The following is a 21,309-nucleotide window of genomic DNA, read 5'->3' on the forward strand; positions in this document are numbered from 1 at the left end:
TGTTGTTTTGTTTGCTTGATGTTGTCAATAAAGGAAGTTAAACGGTGTTAATGGCAAGGGTGAACACCTCTTATCCATTCCGAACAGAGTCGTTAAGCCCCTTAGCGCCGATGGTACTGCGGTCAAACGTGGAAGAGTAGGTCGATGCCGGATAACTATTATCACAAAAGCCTCTTAGAGTCAAATCTGAGAGGCTTTTTTGTGTTCAACTCCCAAGAGAAACCGGAAGGGGGGCTTGCCAAACTATTTGCGATGTTTTCTTGTTTTGGTTTTATGCTATTTTGACTTTATGTATTGTGTATATATGATTCAGGGACATCCGTGTGTGAATGATGCTAGTACAGGGGGTGATATCGGACTCCAAAGGGCAGACTCCAAGAAAATCAGCACTCTGTATCAAGGCTACCCCATTAATCGACTTTGTAGAGGCTGATGTTTATAGCCAAATGATGTACAAGACATACGCCCCCGTAAGGGTCTTACACTCAATGAAAACCCTAATGTGCTATGAATACTTCATCCCTTTAGGATATTAGGTACACGCACCGCTATTTAAAATCACTTGATAATAGTAATTTTTTTCGTTAATAAAAATATGAAAAATTAAGTATTACATCAATATAATAGTATGTTTCAAGCCTTGACTTATGGGTATCTCACTGCGGTGCTGTATTTTTTTAATACATTCAATGTCCAACAACATGTTCGAGATGTGATGACTACTAAGTTGCCAATTGTGGACACAACAAATTATTTAGCCCTCTCACAGGAACTCCTCTATGATGCCCGTACTTTCGAAGACTGTAGGGAGCATCTCATACAGTTGAAGAACGCATCGCCTGAGCAGCTTAAAACCCAATTAGCTGATGATGCCAAACGAAAGGCTTTTTGGATTAATCTATACAATGCGCATGTACAACTATCTTTGCAAATAGATAGCACACAATATCAACATAAATCACGTTATTTTGGTATCAAGCAAGTTGCAGTAGCAGGCTATGCCCTAAGCCTCGATGATATAGAACATGGGGTGTTGCGATGCTCCAAAGTAAAGCTGAGCTTAGGGTATCTGAGCAAATGGTTTCCATCCAAATTTGAGAGGGAGTTTAAGGTAGAAAAATTGGATTGGCGGATTCATTTTGCGCTCAACTGCGGGGCGAAGAGTTGCCCTCCGATTGCTTTTTACAAGGCAGAAATCATCGACAAGCAACTTGATTGGGCAACGGCTTCTTATCTCAAACAGGAATGTGTTTATGACACCAATACGAATACGGTCTGGATTCCGAAGCTATTTTTGTGGTTTCAGGCAGATTTTGGTGGTAGAGCCGGTATCCGGCAGATTTTGATGGATGAGCAAGTTATTCCCGAGGGCAAACGGCCTAAACTTCGATTCAAGGAGTATGATTTTTCTTTGGAGTTGGACAACTTTGCCGATAGCCAATAAGATACACAATGGAAATAATGCCCAAACAGAATTGCTTGGGGAAATGTGTGCTGAAAATCTTTGGGCATCAAGAAAATCAAACCCTGTGAATGCTGAAATCAAGCACATCTTGGTATAAAACAATTGTTTAGATACCTAACTCTAGTTGAAACATGACAAGTAGTCGGTTTTTGTAAATATAAGGCAGCCCTTCTTGTGTTTGGGGGTTGATACGGTCATCTAGTCCGACATAAGTTTGGGCTTTGATGCGGTGGGAGCGCAGGTAGTAGCTGTGTGCAAGTGCTTTGGTTTGATAAAAAGGCTGAAAATCTGGGTTTTCGGGATGAATGGCTGTATAGCGGATACTCAGCTCGTGTTTTTTCCCAATCATACGACCTAGCTGCCAATTGTAGGCATGCCCAGAAGGTACACGGCGGCGGTAGTCTTCTGTAGGCAACTCAAAGCCAGAGCTTAACTCCCACTGTCGGTAAAAATACTCTCCCAAAAGCGACCATCCTCGGTATTTGAACATCATATCGGCAATATAGGTCTGTAGGTCGATGGGAGTGTCGAAACTGCGACCTATCTGTCCACCGCTGCGGGTAGTACGGTGGTTGAAGCTATACGAAGTGCCCACAGAGAGCTTTGGGTGTGGCTCTCTTGCCAGATCTCCTTCGCTATAATCTCCCAAGTTGGCAAACTGACCCAGTGGCAACCATTCTAGGCGTGCGCTATAGGCCAGTCCAATATCTGTACCAAGGGCGTTACGACCTTCGCCACTGCTTACTACTCCGCGCAACTGCCACCATTGTTTTCCGAGAGGGATATTTTTGTAAATAAAAACCCCAAAATCACGATCGAGGTTAAAAAACTGGTTGGCTACTGAGCGGTCAGGCATCTGTAAATTGCCTGATGAAATCACCCGTTGGCGGTTGCCGGGCAGCTTGCTTTGACCAAATCCTAAGTAGAAATTATCGGTAAAAAAATAATAAACCATCGCATCACGAATGACTTGAGCTATTTCGCCATCTACCAAATCTTGGTCAGCTCTCGAAAATGAAAGTTGAATGTAATAGGCCAGCTTGGGAGAGCCCAAAAACCCGTCGATACGTAACCGCAGACGGCGCACGCGGGCATCAAAGCCGCCAATAGGCTCGCTGTCTAGTTGGTCGAAATAACCAAAGCGGTTTTGCATCCGGAAACGAAAATTGATTAAAAAGGTAGAGTCACGCCTAATGCTCAAACCTTGGCGCATATCGAGCAAAGGAGCTTGATCAGATTCAGTTTGCGCAAGCACGATAGAAGAAGATAAGCCTAGTAACAACCCGCTTATCAGAACACACAAGAGCTTTCTCATTGATTTTCAGGAAAAAATGGCCGCAAATTTACGCAAAAGCTGGTTTTTTTTCAACTTGTGATAAAGCTCACACACAAAAATTACTGTTTGTATTATATTTGAAAACAAGCTCTCTTGCATAGCTGATGCAAGTACCGCAGCTCCAGTATATTCGAACCTATTTCACCCTAAGCCAATGACCGTGATGAAATCAACCTTCTTATTGTTTTTGCTAGTATTTTGTAACAGCGCCTACTCATTTGCACAAGAACACAAGCACCATCAAGGGGAAGCCAATCAGTATATGCACCAAACCGAGTTTGAGGCATTGGTACAGCGTTTTGAAAGCCCTGAGCGCCGTGCTTGGCAAAAGCCTGAAGCGGTCATCAGTTTTTTGGGAAAGCTGAAGGGAAAAACGGTTATGGATTTGGGGGCAGGTACAGGGTATTTTGCCGTACTGGCTGCCAAAGCTGGCGCAAAGACCGTCATCGCTGCTGATGTAAACCAACAGTTTTTGGACTATATTGCTGTGCGTTCCCAACAAGAGCAATTGCCTCAAATCCATACCCGAAAAGCCGCCTATGAGCGAGCACCACTAACCCAAGCTGAGGTTGATTTGCTTTTTATGGTCAATGTGTATCACCATATCGAGCGCCGAACGGCCTATTTTGAGGAAGTGGCCAAGGGCCTAAGAAAAGCAGGAGAGGTAGTAGTGGTTGATTTCAAGCGGGGAGATTTGCCCCACGGCCCACCAGATAGGCTCAAGTTATCTCCTCAGCAGGTACTCGAAGAGCTGACCCTTGCTGGGTTTGAGTTGGTCAGTTTAGACGAAACAACCCTTCCGTATCAGTATATGCTCAAGGTGCGTAAGAAATAATATTTACATAAGCCTCAAGGTAAGAATAGCCAGAGGCCTTTGTCATCAGCCTAACACTACACATTCCTATGAATATCAAATACTACTGTCTGCTTGTATGTACAATGATCATACTTTTGCCGGCTTGCCAATCGACCACAACCGATAAACAACAGGCTGGAACGCAGGCTTCCCCCATAGATTCGACCCTGAGTGATTTGGAGTACCTTACAAAAGCAGATACCATTGCCTTGGCAGCACAAAAAAGGCTCATACAAGCACTCTCCAAGGCCATTGATGAGGGCGGGATACCATATGCGATTGATTTTTGCCATACCAATGCCCTAGTTATCAAAGACTCGCTTTCGGGTATTTATGGGGCAGAAGTAGCCCGTATTTCAGCACATTATCGCAATCCGGTAGACAAACCCAACGCAGCAGAGCTGGAAATATTACAGGCTTGGCAACAGCTTCCTGAAGGAGAAACCCTTGAAATGAAGATACACTATGCCACACAAACGGTAACGGTATACAAACCGATTCTGATTGGGATGCCCACCTGTCTCAAATGCCACGGAGGGGCAGAAGATATGGATGTGGATACACGTGTAGCCATTCAGCAAAAATACCCCGAAGATCTTGCCACGGGCTATCGCTTAGGAGAACTGCGGGGAGCTTGGAAAATCAGCTTTAAGAGATAATCAAGCACTAACAACGCCAGCCAAGCCATAAGATATCGTCCCTTTGGAGGGTATCAGCAGCGTGATGCTCTAAGAGAGAGATGATGGCCTGGGCTTGTTTATCAGGCGGATATGTGTGATATTGCTGCATTAGGTAAAGCAGTGCGGCTTCACCCAAACGCTTACGTTTTTGGTCGTTTTGGTCGGGAAGGCCGTCGGTACCCAGATAGCACATACTGCCTTTGGGCAAGACAATGGTTTGACATTCGAACTTCTTACGTTCATTTTGCCTCCCCCCCAACAGATTTGCGTGTACCTCTAAAAGTGATTAACTCACCATTACGCTTGTTGAGGGTGTGTAGGCTGAGTTTGGCACCAGAAAACTGAAGTTGTACCCTAGTATTGTCTATGGGTTGGATAGCCACCACGGCGATATCCATCCCGCTATTGTTGCGGCTTTCAGGTTGCTTGAGCAAGGCCTGAATCTCATAATGCATACAATCAAGAACCTCCGCCGGATTGGCAATACGCCCCATCTGTACAATTTTGTCGAGTAGGGTATGGCCTATGAGTGTCATAAAAGCTCCAGGGATACCGTGACCGGTACAATCAGCCACAGCCAAGAGGGTGGTATCGCCGAGCTTGTGTAGCCAATAAAAATCTCCAGAAACCACATCTTTAGGCCGATTGATGACGAAAAAGTCCCCAAGTAAGAGGCTAGCCTTGTGTGTTTCGGGCAAGATTGCTTGTTGAATCGCTTTGGCGGCTTGTATACTATGTCTTATTTGTTGGTGTTGTTCTTGGAGTTGTTGGTTGCTTTGTTCAATAGCCTCTTGTTGGTTCAATATCTTGGCCTGTTGTTGGTGTAGGGCTTCGTTTTGAGCCAATATTTCTTGTTGCTTTTCTTGCAAAAGTATATAAGTACGTTTTTTGTATTGATAGTTGTTGTACAAAATTGACAACAAGGCCGATAACAAGCCTATGATGGCAATGCTGCCAATGCTCAAGAAATACCAGCGCTCTATCTGAGCCTTGTTCAACGCTTGCTCTTGCTGGAGACTTTCTATTTCGAGTTGTTGTTTGGCTACGCCAAAAGCTGTTTGGATATTGGCTAGCGCAAGTTTTTGTTGGAAAGTGCGGATGGAGTCTTCTAGCTGCATCCACTGGCGCGTCCAGCGGTAAGCCGCAGCATAATCACCTATTTTGGCATAATATTCAGCATATCGCTTGGGGACATTGAAATGTGCAGGTAATTTTCGTTGTTGCAATGCCCAAGCGCTGTCAAGATAGATTTTAGCCTTCTTGAAATCCCTCATGGCCATATAGGTCTCTGAGAGCATAACGGCGGCATTGCTGGCACTTTGCCACTCGGATGCTTTCATACTGAGGTAAAGATCTGTTTTCAGCGCTGTGATAGCCTCTGGATAATTACCTTGAGACAAGAACACACTTCCCATATTGCCGCTCAAAATCCCTATCCAAGTACTATCGTTTTTTTGTAAAGCAATTTGTAGCGCTTGCCTAAAAAAATAAAGTGCAGAATCTTGAGCGAGGCTGCTTGAGGTCTTGCCCTGATGACGAAAAGTCATCCCAATACTATTGAAGGTATTGATATACACACGAGAGGGCAGGCTGTCTATAGGTATACTACAGACTTGCAGAAAGTGCTTTTTTGCTTGTTGGTAATTTTGGCTGTCATACAATAAGCCTCCGGCCTCATAGTGTAGCTGAGCCAATAAAGCCTGATAAGGGCTGTTATGGAGTAAATGTATTGCCTCAAAACATTTGTTTAGTGCTTGGTCATATTGATAATAGGTCTTATACCAATCTATTTGTTGTTGAAAACATCTGGCTTTCCAATATAGGTGTTGAGCTTGGGAGGCCTCTTGGTGTGCTAAATGAAGAGCTTCTTCGGCTAGAGCAGTGAATTTATATTTTTTGCTGAGGTGTATAATCAAAAAATAGGCCTGCACGCGGTTAGTCCAAAATGGATTTTGTGGGATTTTATCCGCAAAGTATTTCAAATGCTGGTGTAGAGCTGTACTATCAAGTGCTTGTGTTTCTTTCTCAAAGCGCTGGAAAACAGCAGCATGGTCGGGGTATACCTCACGCGCCAAAGCCCTAAGCCAATCTTCACTAAGGGAGGTCTGAGCAGTCAACCCACTGCTCAAGAGGCACAAATACAGGAGTTTTTGCCAAAAGCTGCCTAAATTCCTCATCATAAGCATTTATCTAATAGGGTGGTTTGTCCTGAGCAAGCGCCTATTTATTCGTCTATTGTTTGGCCTGTGTTGTACTTTGAAGCTCAAAAACTTACAACACCTCTCGGTTTTTACCCAAAAATACCGTTTTTTGTAAGTTAATAAGAACGCGCTTACCAACCAAAGTTTTATGCTCTCAAAAAAAGCTAAATACGCTATAAAAGCCCTACTCGTATTGGCAGATGCCTATGGCCAAGGGCCATTGCTGATTTCGGCAATTTCTGAAAAAGAAAGTATGCCGAAAAAGTTTTTGGAAATTATCTTATTAGAGCTCAAAAATGCCGGTATACTTTCGAGTAAAAAAGGTAAGGGAGGGGGGTATTACCTACGTCAATCTCCCCAAGAGATTAATTTGGCACAAATCATCCGATTAGTTGACGGCCCTATTGCGCCCACACCTTGTGTGTCGCTCAATTACTACGAACACTGTGATGACTGCCCCGATGAACACGCTTGTCGCCTGAGGCAAGTGATGATACAGATACGGGACGCTAACCTCAGTGTGCTCGAAAACACTAATTTACAGGATATGCTCAACCAACCTGATATGCCACTAGATACCAATACCGAGGACTAGGCTTGCTGAAAAATAGGAAATTTTGACAGATCTTTGGGTGTTTTCAGTATTGGTGGGTAAAGCTCCTGCTTTGCGCTATTTTCTGAAACTGTCCAGAGGTCTGATATGGGTTGGGTGGAGTAGCAGCGTTATTCGGAAAACAAACATTGTGTTTAAACATTCAAGCCAACTTGGGGGTTATATTCAAGGCACACTATTTTTTCTATCGCTATTTTTTAAACCCCTAATTCTATGCGCGCTTATTATTTCCAACAAACTTTCGGAGAGTTGTATCACGACACCGACAAAGACTATTATGTAATCGCTCCTAAGGGCTTTCTCAATCTCGACAAATGGAAGCAGTTGATGACCGCGACGCTCAAATTGGTAGAAACCAAAAAGTTCACAAAGGCTTTGGCAGACCATCGTCAGATGGAAATCATTAACCAAGAAGGGCAAAATTATATCGCTGGAGAAGTATTCCCGAAGCTATTCCAGCTTGGATTGCGGTGTGTGGCAGTAGTCGAAAACGAAAATGTGTTCAGCCAAGTAACGGCTGATAAGGTATATGAACAAGCCGAGCAAAAGGCGGCTAAGAGCAATATCAACTTTCAAGAGGCGCGCTTTGTTACGATACAACAGGCCGAAAATTGGCTCAATGCGGCCCAACTAGCCAAGGCTATTTAGCCAAACAGCTGAAGTTGCCCGTGAAATGTTGTCAAGCAAGGGGCTTTTTGGGGAGAGGCTTCAAAATTAGAAACCTGTAAGCCCAAAAGCCTAATCCCTACGCCACGATTGGGGATACGCGGTACGAGCTGCGCAGCCGCTTGAAAGAGCGCATTGTTATCAGAAAGCGGTTGTTGGAAAGTCTGGCTGCGTGTGATTTGCACAAAATCTGTAAACCTTACCTTGAGTGTCAACGTATGGCCGCAGAGTTGTTTGGCAGCCACTTGTTCGCCCAACAAACCACTTAGTTTGCTGATAGTCTGAAGGATTTCGGCCTCTTGATAGAGGTCGGCTTCAAAAGTTCGCTCTGTCCCGATTGATTTGCGGATGCGCTCAGGGTTTACTGGCCTGTCGTCTACCCCGTGGGCAAGGTGATAGTAGTTGCGCCCTGCTTTACCAAATAATTGCACCATTTTTTCGAGGGGTTGGGTGCAAATATCGGCTCCTGTATGAATGCCTAAGACAGCCATTTTGGTAGCGGTAGCCTTGCCTATGCCGTGGAATTTGTGTACGGGCAAGTTTGCCAAAAACTCTGGAGCTGCCTTGGGCGTAATAACGAAGAGACCATTGGGTTTACGATAATCAGAGGCGATTTTGGCCAAAAATTTATTGTAAGACACCCCGGCAGAGGCTGTCAGTCCAGTTTTTTGTTGAATTTGTTCCTTGATTTCAGCCGCTACAGCTGTGGCAGTACATTGTTGTTGGGCGCAATACTGGCTTACATCCAAGTATGCTTCATCAAGAGAGAGCGGCTCTACCAAGTCGGTATAGGCTAAGAATATTTGTTTGATTTGGGCAGATACCAGCCGATAAACCTCAAAGCGAGTGGGTACTATTACCAGTTGGGGGCATTTGCGCAGAGCTGTCTGGGTAGGCATAGCCGAAAAGACCCCAAAGGCGCGCGCCTCATAACTGGCTGCGGCCACTACTCCCCGCTTACGGGAGCCACCTACAGCCACAGGCAAGCCTCGCAGCGCGGGATTATCGCGCTGCTCGACTGCCGCAAAAAAGGCATCCATATCAATATGTATGATTTTGCGCACTAGGCTTGGCTATTATTCTCAAAAACAGCAATTTACCCCTTCATATTCCACTCATTGAGAATGCTGAAGCTGTGGTAGGCAGTCATATCAAACTGACAAGGCACGACAGAGACGTAGTTCTGACTGAGGGCAAACTCATCGGTATCACTACCTTTGTCTTCGTTGAGGAAGCGACCTGTCAACCAATAGTAACGACGGCCATAGGGGTCTACCCGCTCGTCAAATTCCTCACCCCAGCGCCCCTTGGTTTGGCGGCATATTTTCACTCCTTTGATAGGCTCATCGCTCAATGCCGGAATGTTGACATTCAAGGCGATGCCTTTGGGAATACCCCGCTCTAGGGCTTGCTGTGCAATTTGTTTGATGTAGGGGCGGGCGTGCGAAAATTCGGCATCGTGGCCATAATCGCAAAGCGAAAAACCTATTGCCGGAAGGCCTTCGATGGCAGCTTCGATGGCGGCAGACATCGTGCCCGAATACAATACACTGATAGAGCTGTTGCTCCCGTGATTGACTCCGCTGACGACTAAGTCAGGAACACGGTCGCCAAAGATATGATGTTTGGCCAATTTGATGCAATCGGCCGGAGTTCCTGAGCATTCGTAAGCAATTACACCATACTCTGCAAAAATATCAGACTCATCTAAACGAAGTGCATTGCCAATGGTAATGGCGTGGCCTTTGCCTGATTGGGGGCTATTGGGAGCTACCACAATGACCTGACCCAGCTCACGCATTACTTCTACCAAGGTACGTATACCCTTAGAAGTGATACCATCATCATTAGAAATTAAAATTAGTGGAGTTTTTGCCATAAAGTCTACCCGTAGGCTATTTGTTAGAAGTATCCAATATTTCTTTTACATCTGCCATCAGCTTGTTGATGAGTGCATTGGCCGGAGTAGGGGACTCGGCTTCGGCATAAATCCGTACGATAGGCTCGGTATTGGAGCGGCGGAGATGTATCCACGCAGTATCAAAATGGATTTTGAGCCCGTCGATGGTATTGATGGGTTGTTGCTTGTATTTTTCTTGGAGTTGTGCCAGCAACTGATCGAGGTCTACCTCTTCGCCAAGGGTGATTTTATTCTTGACGATGACATATTTGGGGTATTGGCTACGCAACATAGCCGCTGATTTGTTGCTGCGAGCCATATAACTCAACATCAGCGCCACACCTACTAAGGCATCGCGGCCATAGTGTAGTGCAGGATAGATAACCCCTCCGTTACCTTCACCACCAATGACCGCCTCAACCTCTTTCATCTTCGCCACTACATTGACCTCGCCCACAGCAGCGCTGTAATAGGGCTGGCCGGCTTTTTCGGTGATATCACGCAGGGCCTGGGTAGAGGATAGGTTCGAAACCGTGGCTCCGGGAGTATGTTGGAGCACATAGTCGGCGATGGCCACCAGTGTATATTCTTCTCCAAACAGGCTGCCGTCTTGACAAACAAGCGCCAAACGATCTACATCTGGATCTACGACAATACCGAGGTCATAATTGCCGCGCTGCATCTCGCCGGCAATGTCTGAGAGATGTTCGGGTAGAGGCTCCGGGTTGTGTGGGAAATGACCAGTAGGCTCACAATATAGTTCTTGTATCTTTTTCACACCTAGAGCCTTGAGTAGCTGAGGGATAGCAATGCCGCCGCTAGAGTTGACCCCATCGACAATGATGCTAAAGTTAGCTTTCTTGATAGCTTCTACATCTACCAAGGGTAGCGCCAGTATTTGCGCTATATGCGCCTCCAACGCAGCCTCGTCAGTAGTATATTTGCCGAGCTGCTTTACTTCTACAAAGTCGAAATCTTCGGCCTCGGCGCTGGCTACAATAGCGGCACCTTCGGCAGCCGAAATAAACTCTCCTTTGGCATTGAGCAGTTTGAGGGCGTTCCATTGTGCGGGGTTGTGGCTGGCCGTAATGATGATACCGCCACCGGCTTGGTGAGCCACCACGGCCATCTCTACCGTAGGAGTGGTCGAAAGACCTAGGTCTATCACATCAATGCCAAGTGCTTGAAGGGTAGCGGCTACCAACTGGCTGACCATCGGCCCCGAGAGGCGCGCATCGCGGCCTATTACCACGGCCTTGGAGGCGGAGGGCTGGGCGCAGAGCCACTGCCCATAGGCTGCCGTAAACTTGACTATATCCAAGGGGGAGAGGGTGTCGCCAGGGCGACCGCCGATAGTACCACGAATACCAGAGATTGATTTGATTAGGGTCATATGGGGTGTTGTTGGGAAAATCTACTTTGGCGGGTTTCATTGGAAATAAGGCCAAAATGATTTCCAAAATCGTAACTGAAACAGGCTTGGCCAACAGTGATTGGTTGGAGCTTAACATATATACTACTCAGCTGCCAACCTGAAGGCCTACCTTTTGCGAAAGGTTTGACCGCCGTTAGTTGCCTGTATTTTTTTTGGTCGATGGTAGTTCTGTCTCACAGGTGCCTACTTCTTTGCCACAAACACCGCAGGTGATGCCGTTTTCGAGCAAAACGGCGCTCTTAGAGGCGCAAGTACCAGTTAGGGGTTTGTTTCTAAATATTAGCCCGATATTGAGCATTACAGCAAACATAAGCATGATGCCTATGGCCAATCCGATAGTCATTAACATATAACAAAGGGTTTGGTTTCAAAACAGACAGGAGTTAGTCCCCTGTTTTGTATGTAAAACGTTACAAACTACAGAATAGTTTGCTTTGCAAAAATAGCCATTCCCTTAACCTCAGACAAAAAACTGGCAGGATAAATATTGGTTTGAGGTTGCGCAAGCCAACTAAACAGGATACAATCAGGAAGTTAGGCACCTCTGAGTGTTTTATAAAAATTGCCCAAAGCTTTAGCTTCAGGCAATGAGAGATTTTAGAGGCCTCATTTTTGGGGTAAAATGAGACTAAGCCCACAGTTTTAACTGTGGGGTTTGAAAAATGTCCAGTGGCGCAAAGTCAACCTGAAAAAAAGTTAGAGTACATCCTGCCGCCAGCGCACGAGTAGTTTCTCTACTTCAGGCAGTAGATGCAGCTCTTGGGTACACATTTTCTCGGCTTCGCCAAAGAACTTTTGCATAAACACCTCAACAGTGCGGCGATATTGGTCGCCTCCAGCCCAGAGGCGATACAGCCCCGGGATAACTGCACGAGGAGTATAGCCCATTTCTATCAAGATAGTTTGGGTTACGGTATGCATTGCCGCACACCACCCGAAGGCCATCTCTACGCCACTGCGTTCGAAGAGTTGGTCAGATGCACGCAATATTTCACGCCCCAGGCCCTTTTCTTGATGGTCTACGTGGCTGGCGATGACGAGGTGCTCCCCACGGCGCAACATTTTGGCCAAACTGCTGATAAGGCAGCAAGCCAGCTTTTGGGTGGCTACATGCTCAACGACCAACATAAAGTTGTTACCTTTGTTGAAGGCAGCACCTTCGCCCAAAAAAATAGGGAAGCCTTCAGGCCTAAAAAGTAGTTCGAAATCACAACCTCGCAAGGCCGGAAAGCCGCTGGCATATACCTCGGCGGCTTGAGCCAGTTCTTCGGGGGTATTTCGGGCTTCGCGAATCACATATTCACCGTCCAAAATGGTTGTTTCGGGGAGGGGAGCCCAATCGATGGGCGTGGCATCAGTGCGAGTGTGTACATCGGAGGGCATTTCGAGCCAAGCCTCGTACATTGTTCTGTGCGTCATGAGTGAAAGCGGGTTTAATTATTGGAAAGAAAAAGGACAAGGTAAGTGTATAGATGTTGTGATGCTTTGATACCCAAACAAAACTAGTTGGGGCAATATATGCAGTGCAAATCTGGGCATATCAAGAAAATCAAATCCTGTAAATACCCAAATCTTGCGAATCTTGGTATAAAATAAAGAAAGCCTATGGCGGGTAAGCGTCTGAAATACCAGCCATAGGCTTTTCCTATTGTTGAAGCAGTATGATTATGCTGTCAACCATTGACGTGCTAGCTTTTCGTTTTCAAAGTATTGTACCTGAAAGGCTCCGGAGGCTTCTTCTTCCATCAGTTGTTCGATAGAAACTTGGGCAAAAATATCTTCTGTTACGAGGATGGCGGCTTTTTTTACACCGGCCTCAATACATTGAGGAAAAACATTTTGGGCGTGCCACTCTTGCACATCCGGCGGGATGGCAAAGCGCATTTCCTTGTTGTTCACAATAGCGCGTAGAGGCTTGTGCTTTGTAAATAAAGCCACATATTGTTGCATTTCTTCTTTGAAAAGCGAGTTGGTAAGGTACTCACTTCCTGGCTTAAAAATATGTGAGAAGATGCTGTTTGCCTCATCCCAATCAAAAATGGAGTACTGACTTTCGTAAACTACCATAACTCAAAAATTTTGTGATAATCAAAAATACCATTAGCAAGATAGGCAATAAGTGCCAATAAAATGGGTTAAGGTAAGTTTTTCTAAAAAATAGTCCCACAAAAAATAAAGAGAGCGTTGTATACTGCAGAGATGATGGAGCGTGAGGTCTTAGGCCAAAAGCCATTCTTTGGCCAGCTTGGCATCTTCAAAATACTGTACTTCAAAGGCTCCGCTGCTTTCTTCTTCCATCAATTGCTCTACAGAAACTTGGGCAAAAATATCTTCTGTTACGAGGATGGCGGCTTTTTTTACACCGGCCTCAACACATTGAGGAAAAACATTTTGGGCGTGCCACTCTTGCAAATCAGGAGAAAGGGCAAAGCGCATATCCTTATTATTGACGATGGCGCGCAGGGGTTTCAAGTTCTTAAAATGCTGTACATACGTTTGCATTTCTTCTTTGAATACGTCATTGTTCAAGTCCTCGCTTCCGGGCTTGAATATGTGCGAAAAGATGCTATTGACCTCATCCCACTCCATGTAGGAGTAATCACTTTCAAATACCTTCATAATCTTGTTGATTTGGGTTAATGTGAATAAATTAGTTGTCTCACAAGATACGAAATTAGAAAAGGGATAGCGGGGATAAGTAAGTTTTTTTTTGAAAACTTTCAAAACCAATAAAATAACAAAAAGACATACATAAGCTACTTGCTTCTAAAACATAGTAAGATGCTTCTGTAATGTTACAATCCCGTAAATGTGTTGTATGGTTGTTGGTATACAAACAGTCGAAAGCCAATTATTTGCAGCAAGGCTAGCCATCGCTTTGGCTGTTTATTGTGAGGTGGCAGGTGTTTTGATGAGGCGTACATACATTGCCGGCGGGCTGACAGAGTCGTCCATCCGGGTTTCGAGCATATACTGATAGTCATTCAAAAACAGGGATAGTTTACCATATCGGATACCTTTTTTGCGTAGGTAGGCCCCTACTTCGGCCAAATTTGTCCAGCCGTCAGGGGTGTTGGTAGAGTGTTGGATGGCTTCGCCAATCAAATCCTCAAACAATGCTTTGTTACTCATTACCTTAGGTGTTTTGTGAAACAATAATCTTGTGGAGGGTTTTGTCAGGTAGAAGTCAAAAAAGGTTTGGGTTGGCTTTGTCGTGTGTGAAAATACTATTTTTCACTAAAAAATACAAGTATCAAGAAGTTATTTTATAGGCTGGGAGAGGTCTCGGAGGCGTAGGGTAAATACCGATTTTTTGGCCTCTGCTTGTTGTCGAAGGGCTTGGTGGAGTGTCCAGCCATTGAACTCACTGTGTTCTAAGTACAAGAGTGGGGCTTTGACTGCCTGGTTGGGCCAGAACGATACGATGCGGTATTGTGTCCATGTGGGGGCGTAGGCCTGGGTTTGTTGGACAATCGACGCATAGTCGTCTTCCAACAAATAACGGATACCTAGGCTGAGGAGGCTGTCTTCGCCAATATCGGGAGAGATTAGCAACACCTCTACTCCATATAATTGCCCCCAGGCTACAGCGCTCAGATTGGCTGTGGGACTAGCCACGCGGTAAATATTTTCTGCCGATAGTTGGGCAAACATCTCCGGATGCCCTTGTGTTAGGTAAGGCGCTGTATTGAACTTGAAGTGTTGCTGATACATATGGATATGTAGGAAAAAAGTAGTCCAAAACAGTAAGATTAACAAGCCTGTAGAGGCTAACTGAGGCCATTTGTTAGAAGCCGGTATCGGAAATTGGTATATGAGTTTGTAAATATGTTGGTGCCCAAACATAAAGCTAGCCCAATACAAGGGGAAGTATGCCCATAGTATCCCTCTAGGCGCTTTTATCGACAAGAGACTCATCCCGAATAGCGTACCAATCCCTATCCAGCTCATCAGTACAATGGGGCTGTGTTGGCGGGGGGACTTCAGCAGTGCCAATAAGGGTAGAAAGCTAAGCAGCGCACAAAGGTTTTCGTACAATACCCAATATTTTAGGTAAAAAAACAGGTCAAAGCTGGCAGCTTGTAGCTTGCCCGGTGTCTGCCAAAATAAGGCTACCAAGGTAGCCGGATATTGCCAAAACGACAACCCCATCAGGCTGCCCAAACTCATGAAGGTAAGCACACACACCACGGCATCTAAGGGAGCCAGCCACCAACGACCAGAGAGGCGCAACGCCGAGGGTTGTACCCATAACACATAACTCCCTACTAGGGGCAACAGCAGCAGGGCTTTGTAATTGAGCAATACAATCAGCACCCAACTCAAGGCTAAGTGTGGCTGCCAAAGGGTTTGTTTGTGAGACAGGGCGTGCGAAATTTGCCAGAACCAAAGCCAAGCAAGGGCAGCGCTGGGGGCTTCTATCGAAAGGTAGAAGCTGGTGTTGTTGATAAAAAAACTGCTGTGCATCCACAGCAGCAGAGCCAAGCACCAAACCAAGGTATAGCCGGACGAAAAGTACTTAGCCCCTTGATAAATGGCCACCCCGATAGCCAAGGCATTGCTCAATACCGAAACCCAAAGCAAGGGATACCAAGGGATAGCCGTCGAGAAAAGCAGATAAACAGGGTAATAAATAAGAAAAAGCAGCGGTGAAGCGTGATGAAAAAAGTCTTGCCAATGCCCCTGAGCCATCGCTTTTACAATCAGGAAATTACGGGCCGTATCATAGTCAGGCAGGGCAGCTTGTTGGATAAGGTAGCTCCCCCATACCGCAGCACCGGTAGCCCCCAAGATGGCCATACTCCATAGAATTTTAGCATCTTTGCGGCGTGTAGTATCTAAATCAAACAAAAGCATATTCGGTATGATTGCAGTAGTACAACGGGTTTCGGAAGCTGTCGTGAGGGTAGAGGGGGAGATAGTCGGCCAAATAGGTCTCGGAATGCTGGTCTTGTTGGGGGTTGCACAACAAGATTCAGACCAAGACATCGACTGGCTGGTACGCAAACTGGTAGGGTTGCGTATTTTTTCTGACGCAGCAGGGAAAATGAATAATGCCTTGCCCGACATCGATGGCGAGGCCTTGATTATCAGTCAGTTTACCCTATTGGCTTCAACCAAAAAAGGAATGCGCCCTTCGTTTGTAGAAGCAGCGCCACCCGCACAAGCCATCCCTTTGTATGAAGCTTTTGTAAGGCAATTTGAAGCCGCTCTTGGCCGCCCTGTGGCAACAGGGCGGTTTGGAGCAGATATGAAGGTTAGTCTTTGCAACGATGGGCCAGTAACTATTGTGATAGATACCCAACAAAAACGCTGAGCTTCATCGAATTGCCTAGGCTTGCTGTTGGGCTACCTGTGCAGCAACAATCGCAATCCCCTCGGTAAAGCTGCGGGGCTGATAACCGAGTTGCTGGATGGCCTTATCAATGACGAAACCCGTTTTGGGTGGGCGGCGGGCAGTTTGTTGAAACTCTGAGCCATCTGTACGAACAATCAGGCCTTTGTCTAAGCCAAAATAATCGGCTGTAGCGATGGCCATCTCATAAGGTGTCAGCAAGTCCTTACCTGAGATATTGAAAACACCAGAGGCCTTCTGTTGGGCTATCAACAGGCAGCCTTCGGCCAAGTCTTCGGCAAGGGTAGGGGTGCGCCATTGGTCGTCGACCACACGAATGGTTTGCCCATTTTCGAGCGATTTTTTGACCCACAGAATAATGTTGGAGCGGCTCATCGCCTCGGCTACTCCATATACCAGTACTGTACGGGCGATAGCCCAAGGGCTGCGCATCTGACGGACAAGCTCCTCGGCGGCTAGCTTGCTCTCGCCATAATAGCTGATAGGGTTGGGCGTATCGTCTTCGCGATAGGGACCTTGGCTGCCATCAAAAATAAAATCGGTAGATAGGTGAACAAGGTGGCTGCCTTGTACATCACAGGCATCGGCCAAGTGTTGGGTGGCTACTACGTTTTGTTGCCAACAGGCCTCGCGATCGGTTTCACAATCATCTACTTGGGTCATAGCTGCCGTATGAATGACCGCATCGGGGCGGGTTTGGGCAAAAACCTCCATCACAGCCGCCTTGTTAGTAATATCAAGTGAGTGAAACTCAAAATTTTGGGCTGCTAGGCGGTTTTGCCCTCTGGCCGTAGCAATGAGGTGAATCTCTGGAATTTGGCCTAGGCGATGAACCAGCTTTTGCCCCAAAAGTCCATTGGAGCCTGTAATCAAAATGCGGAGCGGATGAGCCATAGGGATATATCTGTCAAAATGAAAAAAAGCTTTGGGGCGAAATTAGCACATAATCCAAACAAAGCCGAAAAATATTTCTTAGCTTTGGTCTATCGTTTATCAAAAACGACCTAATTTTGCCTTGGATTCACCTGAAACCATATACAATGAAAAAAATACTCACAATCAGCCTCTTGTGGGGAGTCTTGAGCGCGTGTGGCTCAGGAAGTGAGGCTACCACCGAAACCAATACTACCCCTCCGCCAGATAGCAACAGCCTAAGTAACAGGGTCTTGTCAGATAACAGCAAGCCTACACAGCAACACCGCATCCAAGACCTCTATAGCCTAGAAGCACCCATCACAATGATGACCACGGATGCGCTCAACGAAGAGGCTTCTTTTCAATCTGCTGACGAAACGGGTGAGGTATATTTTTTTGTCGTACACGACCGCAAGGACGAGCTGGAAGGCAAGATAACACTCAAAGATTATTACAACTTTATGCAGGGAGCTATTGTGGCAGGCTTACCAGACCCAAAGCCCTCAGATATAGAGGCCTTTAACCTAGGTAATCTCAAGGGACTCAAGTCAAGAGTCAGCACTACTTTCAACAACTACGGAATCATCTACCAGATCATTGCTTTGGAGGGCGAAGAGCATTTCTACCAACTAATAGGTTGGACAATGGCGCGCAATACCGAAGGTATCGATGATCTAGAGCGGATGATTCGCAGTTTTAAGGAGTTGTAAAAGAGGCGGGTCTGAGGTTGGGAAGTTGAACAAAAACCTTGGTACCCTCGCCAAACTTAGAGTGTAGCCACACACTGCCTCTAAGCTTGCGGACAGTATCTCTGACGATATATAAACCCAGACCAGAGCCGCTTTTGCGCTCAGTAGCACGATAAAACATCTCAAATACTTTTTGTTGGTGCTCTTCTTTGATGCCGATACCGTTGTCAATTACCCGTATTTCTGCCTCATTGGCTCCCACATTGACCAATACGCTCACCTTGGGTGAGGGTTGATTGGGATTGTAATAGCGCAAGGAGTTGTAAACGATGTTGTTCAGAATGACAGACAGGCGGTCTTCGTCGGAGTAGAAGGGCGTTGGGGCTTGAATGACTATCTCTTTTTCAATGTCTTGGCTGCCTTCTACAAAAGCATACTGCTCAAAAGTCTGCTGGATGAGATTTTCCCAATTGATGAGGTCTTTCCTAACGGCTAGGCGTTTATTGCGAGAATAATCCAAAATATCGCGGATAAAATTGTCCATACGTTGCATACTGCGCTCTTCCATCTCAATCAGTCGAAGGCGCTCTTCGGGGTCTTCACTGAGACGGTGCAGCTGCAACAAACCCAGCACAGAACTGATAGGCGCACGCAAATCGTGTGAAACACTATAGACAAAACGGTCTAACTCAGCATTGATTTGGGTCAGTTCGGCATTGGTTTCTTCCAAACTATGGTTGATTTGCCGCAGTTCTTCTTCGGCACTTTGGAGCTCGGCTTCGCGTTTGCTAAGGGCATAATTGAGCTGTTGTTCCCGTACCAAAGTCTTGCGTAGGGCTTCTTCTTGGGTGCGGCGCTTGGTGATATCTAGCGCTATACCATTGATAATCATTAAGTTATCCTCTGAGGTTTCTAGTACTTCTGTAGCCACAGTAGCCTTTAGAAACAACCAGATATAGCCCTGAGCCTGAGGAGGCTTATAGCGTACCTCGGCTTCAAAGGTATCATATTTGCCCGCAATAACCCCCTGATAACGCACCAGATATTGGCGGATGTCTTCGGGGTGGAGGTTGGCCATAATGGCATTTGCGCTTTTTCGTAGTAGCCCTTCGGGCGAAAGCCCCAAGAGCTGAGCAGCATTGGCACTGATGTAGGAAAAAGTATGCTGTGGGCTTTCGGGGGTGCTTTGGAGCTGAAAAAGCACTAGGCCCGGCACGCTGTTGTGGATATTGCGCAACATTGCTTCTTGGCTTCGGAGGCGCTGCTCGGCGCGCTTACGGTAGGTGATGTCATGGGCAATGCCCACGGCCTGCTCTAGGCGCTGAGTTTCGGGGTGGCGTTTGAAGGCCTTATAGCTGAGCGCAACCCAAATCCAATAGCCCTGCCGATGCCGAATGCGCAACTCCATCTGGATAAGCTCTTGTTGTCCGCTAAAGATTCCCCTAAGCCTTTGTTCAAACTCAGGCAAATCAGATGGATGGACGACCAAGGTCTGTATGTCATTATTGTAAACCTCTTCTACCGAGTAGCCTCCGAGGTTGGCGCCGTAGCGGTTGATATAAATGGTGGATTGGCTGGTATAGTCAAACAAGAACACTGAGAAAGGAGCCGTTTCGGTGATTTTTTCGACCAGATAGCGGCTTTCGGCCAAGGCTTGTTCTTGTATTTTTTGTTCGTGAATATCGAGAGTAATCCCTTCAAATCCAGATACTTTTCCGTCTTTATTGAGTTGTAATCGGGCTTTGAGCATAGCCCAACGATAACTTTGGTCGGGCTGTTGGTAGCGTAATTCGAGCTGTAGCGCGTCTTGGTTGTTTTGGGGAACTTGTTTGAGCAAAGTCTCTCCTTTTTGTATCAGTATTTTCCAATCTTCGGGGTGGATGAGGGTTTGGATTACTTCTAACGAGGGCTCCGGAGTGTTTTCAGGCAAGCCAAAAGCACGGGCCACTTCTTTCGACCAGCTCAAGCTCAGCTCAGGCACACTTAGAGACCAGTTGCCCATTTTGCCAAAAGCTTGGGCCTCTTCTAGCGCATATTTGACCTGCAACAGGCGGGCTTGTGCTTCGTAAAGTGCTCCAATATCGTGATTATATCCTACGATGCCTACTTTCCGGCCTTGGTCGTCAAGAATAGTAAACAGACGGATTTGCAATACACGAGCTTTGTAATGGATAACTTGTTCAAACTTGCCCGAGTCAAGCGTTTGTTGATAGGCATTGCGCCAGAAGGACTCGCTTCGCTCTGGTACACCTTTGAAAACACTAGTACCCAACAATGGAGAGTAATGGTAGAGCTGCTCGAAGTCTTGCCCAAACTGGCGGTTGTATGCCATCAGGATGAAATTAGTATCTACCGCCCAGAGGCTTTGGTTGATGCTGTCAATCACCGACTGTAGGTAAGTTCCTTTGGCTCTAAAGTGCTCATAAAGACGTTCGCGGGCGGTTACATCTTGGGCCGTAATCACCAACACCCAAGAGCTTCCCAGTACTTGATGACTCAGGCTAATCTCGACAGGGTAAGCCTGCCCGTCACGGGGTTGATACTGGCTACTGAATTTGAGAGGAGTGATATTGCGGACTTGTAGTTGAAACCAACGCAAGTATTTGTCTATCAATGGGCTTTCGGTATCCGAAATTTCGACATCTATCTGGCCCAATGAGCGTTGTTGCAACTCTTCAAGGGTATATTGCAAGCGCAGGCAAGCGGCCTTGTTGGCTGCCAAGATATGGCCATTTTGGCCAATATCCACCACCAACACCGCATCTTGACAGTGCGCCAACAGTGCGCCAAAGTGATGTTGGGTAAAAGCATGTAAGTCCCATACCTCTGTGGGTGAGGCGCTGAGCAAGTAGTATTGCTCTTGGTGGCAATAAGTCAGGTGTATGCGCAAAAAGCGTTTTTCTTCATTATACACCACCCCTTGCCAGGTGGTATTAGCCGATATCTCGGTACAGATGCGCTCCCAAGTATGGGGTGCTTGTGGTTGCAGCGCAGTATATACATTGGCATCCTCCGAAAATAGCGCTAGCTGTTCCCAAAGGTGGTTGTGTGCCAATGGCTTACCATCTTGGTCAAAGGCCAAGATGGCCCAACGGTTGGCAAAAGTTTCCCCTAGAATATCAAGCGTGAGCTTCTTGGCCTGCATAGGTTATGGGCTAAAAAATGGGAAATACAACTTGTGTAAGGAAAATATGAAG

The 21,309-nt window shown here is 46.3% G+C and carries 21 protein-coding genes and 1 rRNA gene; 8 read left to right on the plus strand and 14 right to left on the minus strand.

The features are described 5' to 3' along the window. The first annotated feature begins 40 nt into the window (after positions 1-40). Both rrf and G499_RS18140 read left to right on the plus strand, forming a co-directional pair. Positions 41-153 (plus strand): 5S ribosomal RNA (rrf, locus tag G499_RS0100005). 583 nt (positions 154-736) lie between these two features. After that, the gene (locus G499_RS18140) at positions 737-1,444 is read left to right on the plus strand and encodes a DUF547 domain-containing protein (RefSeq protein ID WP_161627656.1); all 708 of its coding nucleotides are present in this window, start codon (positions 737-739) and stop codon (positions 1,442-1,444) included. A 127-nt stretch (positions 1,445-1,571) separates the two neighbouring features. On the opposite strand, the gene G499_RS0100015 is transcribed toward G499_RS18140, so the two are convergent. Continuing rightward, positions 1,572-2,720 carry a porin gene (locus G499_RS0100015; protein WP_161627657.1) on the minus strand — a complete coding sequence of 383 codons (1,149 nt, stop codon included), beginning with the start codon at positions 2,718-2,720 and terminating at the stop codon, positions 1,572-1,574. 244 nt (positions 2,721-2,964) lie between these two features. On the opposite strand from G499_RS0100015, the gene G499_RS18145 reads away from it, so the two are divergent. Further along, positions 2,965-3,636, plus strand: coding sequence for a class I SAM-dependent methyltransferase (locus G499_RS18145; RefSeq protein WP_051295778.1), 672 nt, complete (start codon positions 2,965-2,967; stop codon positions 3,634-3,636). 68 nt (positions 3,637-3,704) lie between these two features. Next, entirely contained in the window at positions 3,705-4,316 is a 612-nt protein-coding gene (locus G499_RS18150) for a Tll0287-like domain-containing protein (protein ID WP_051295779.1), read from the plus strand. A gap of 7 nt (positions 4,317-4,323) precedes the next feature. Here G499_RS18150 and G499_RS0100035 read toward each other — a convergent pair whose 3' ends face one another. Continuing rightward, positions 4,324-4,530: a SpoIIE family protein phosphatase gene (locus G499_RS0100035; protein WP_026998242.1), complete on the minus strand. Its 207-nt coding sequence runs from the start codon at positions 4,528-4,530 to the stop codon at positions 4,324-4,326. Positions 4,531-4,576: 46 nt separating this feature from the next. Continuing rightward, complete coding sequence (locus tag G499_RS0100040) at positions 4,577-6,517, minus strand: hypothetical protein (protein WP_154658251.1); 1,941 nt, start codon at positions 6,515-6,517, stop codon at positions 4,577-4,579. A gap of 169 nt (positions 6,518-6,686) precedes the next feature. Here G499_RS0100040 and G499_RS0100045 point away from each other — a divergent pair, with 169 nt between their 5' ends. Together G499_RS0100045 and G499_RS0100050 are read left to right on the plus strand one after the other, a co-directional pair. Further along, a complete protein-coding gene (locus G499_RS0100045) occupies positions 6,687-7,133 on the plus strand; it encodes an RrF2 family transcriptional regulator (protein WP_026998244.1) in 447 nt (148 codons plus the stop codon). 231 nt (positions 7,134-7,364) lie between these two features. Beyond that, complete coding sequence (locus G499_RS0100050) at positions 7,365-7,799, plus strand: hypothetical protein (protein WP_026998245.1); 435 nt, start codon at positions 7,365-7,367, stop codon at positions 7,797-7,799. Here G499_RS0100050 and dinB read toward each other — a convergent pair. From dinB to G499_RS0100095, 9 genes are all read right to left on the minus strand, one after another. Next, positions 7,796-8,881: a DNA polymerase IV gene (dinB, locus tag G499_RS0100055; protein ID WP_026998246.1), complete on the minus strand. Its 1,086-nt coding sequence runs from the start codon at positions 8,879-8,881 to the stop codon at positions 7,796-7,798. The genes G499_RS0100050 and dinB overlap by 4 nt on opposite strands. A 32-nt stretch (positions 8,882-8,913) precedes the next feature. Next, complete coding sequence (gene surE, locus G499_RS0100060; RefSeq protein WP_026998247.1) at positions 8,914-9,696, minus strand: 5'/3'-nucleotidase SurE; 783 nt, start codon at positions 9,694-9,696, stop codon at positions 8,914-8,916. A 16-nt stretch (positions 9,697-9,712) separates the two neighbouring features. Continuing rightward, the gene (glmM, locus tag G499_RS0100065; RefSeq protein WP_026998248.1) at positions 9,713-11,110 is read right to left on the minus strand and encodes a phosphoglucosamine mutase; all 1,398 of its coding nucleotides are present in this window, start codon (positions 11,108-11,110) and stop codon (positions 9,713-9,715) included. Between the two features lie 175 nt (positions 11,111-11,285). Continuing rightward, the gene (locus tag G499_RS0100070; protein WP_154658252.1) at positions 11,286-11,501 is read right to left on the minus strand and encodes a hypothetical protein; all 216 of its coding nucleotides are present in this window, start codon (positions 11,499-11,501) and stop codon (positions 11,286-11,288) included. Between the two features lie 347 nt (positions 11,502-11,848). After that, a complete protein-coding gene (locus G499_RS0100075) occupies positions 11,849-12,571 on the minus strand; it encodes a hypothetical protein (protein WP_154658253.1) in 723 nt (240 codons plus the stop codon). Positions 12,572-12,817: 246 nt separating this feature from the next. After that, a complete protein-coding gene (locus G499_RS0100080; RefSeq protein ID WP_026998251.1) occupies positions 12,818-13,219 on the minus strand; it encodes a hypothetical protein in 402 nt (133 codons plus the stop codon). A gap of 150 nt (positions 13,220-13,369) precedes the next feature. After that, on the minus strand, positions 13,370-13,771 hold the full coding sequence (locus G499_RS0100085; RefSeq protein ID WP_026998252.1) for a hypothetical protein: 402 nt from the start codon (positions 13,769-13,771) through the stop codon (positions 13,370-13,372). A 267-nt stretch (positions 13,772-14,038) separates the two neighbouring features. Continuing rightward, a complete protein-coding gene (locus tag G499_RS0100090; RefSeq protein ID WP_026998253.1) occupies positions 14,039-14,284 on the minus strand; it encodes an LOTUS domain-containing protein in 246 nt (81 codons plus the stop codon). Between the two features lie 129 nt (positions 14,285-14,413). Further along, complete coding sequence (locus G499_RS0100095) at positions 14,414-16,009, minus strand: hypothetical protein (protein ID WP_026998254.1); 1,596 nt, start codon at positions 16,007-16,009, stop codon at positions 14,414-14,416. Between the two features lie 7 nt (positions 16,010-16,016). Between G499_RS0100095 and dtd the strand changes: the two genes are divergently transcribed. Then, complete coding sequence (gene dtd / locus G499_RS0100100; protein WP_026998255.1) at positions 16,017-16,469, plus strand: D-aminoacyl-tRNA deacylase; 453 nt, start codon at positions 16,017-16,019, stop codon at positions 16,467-16,469. Between the two features lie 15 nt (positions 16,470-16,484). Here the strand turns inward: dtd and G499_RS0100105 are convergent, their stop codons facing one another. Next, positions 16,485-17,402 (minus strand): SDR family oxidoreductase, encoded by a 918-nt coding sequence (locus G499_RS0100105; protein WP_035726120.1) that lies wholly within the window; start codon positions 17,400-17,402, stop codon positions 16,485-16,487. A 146-nt stretch (positions 17,403-17,548) separates the two neighbouring features. On the opposite strand from G499_RS0100105, the gene G499_RS0100110 reads away from it, so the two are divergent. After that, positions 17,549-18,133, plus strand: coding sequence for a hypothetical protein (locus G499_RS0100110; protein ID WP_026998257.1), 585 nt, complete (start codon positions 17,549-17,551; stop codon positions 18,131-18,133). Here G499_RS0100110 and G499_RS20765 read toward each other — a convergent pair. Beyond that, complete coding sequence (locus G499_RS20765) at positions 18,120-21,257, minus strand: PAS domain-containing sensor histidine kinase (protein ID WP_051295781.1); 3,138 nt, start codon at positions 21,255-21,257, stop codon at positions 18,120-18,122. The two genes, G499_RS0100110 and G499_RS20765, sit on opposite strands and share 14 nt — an antisense overlap. Positions 21,258-21,309: the final 52 nt, after the last annotated feature.

Source organism: Eisenibacter elegans DSM 3317 (assembly GCF_000430505.1).
GTDB classification, from domain to species: domain Bacteria; phylum Bacteroidota; class Bacteroidia; order Cytophagales; family Microscillaceae; genus Eisenibacter; species Eisenibacter elegans.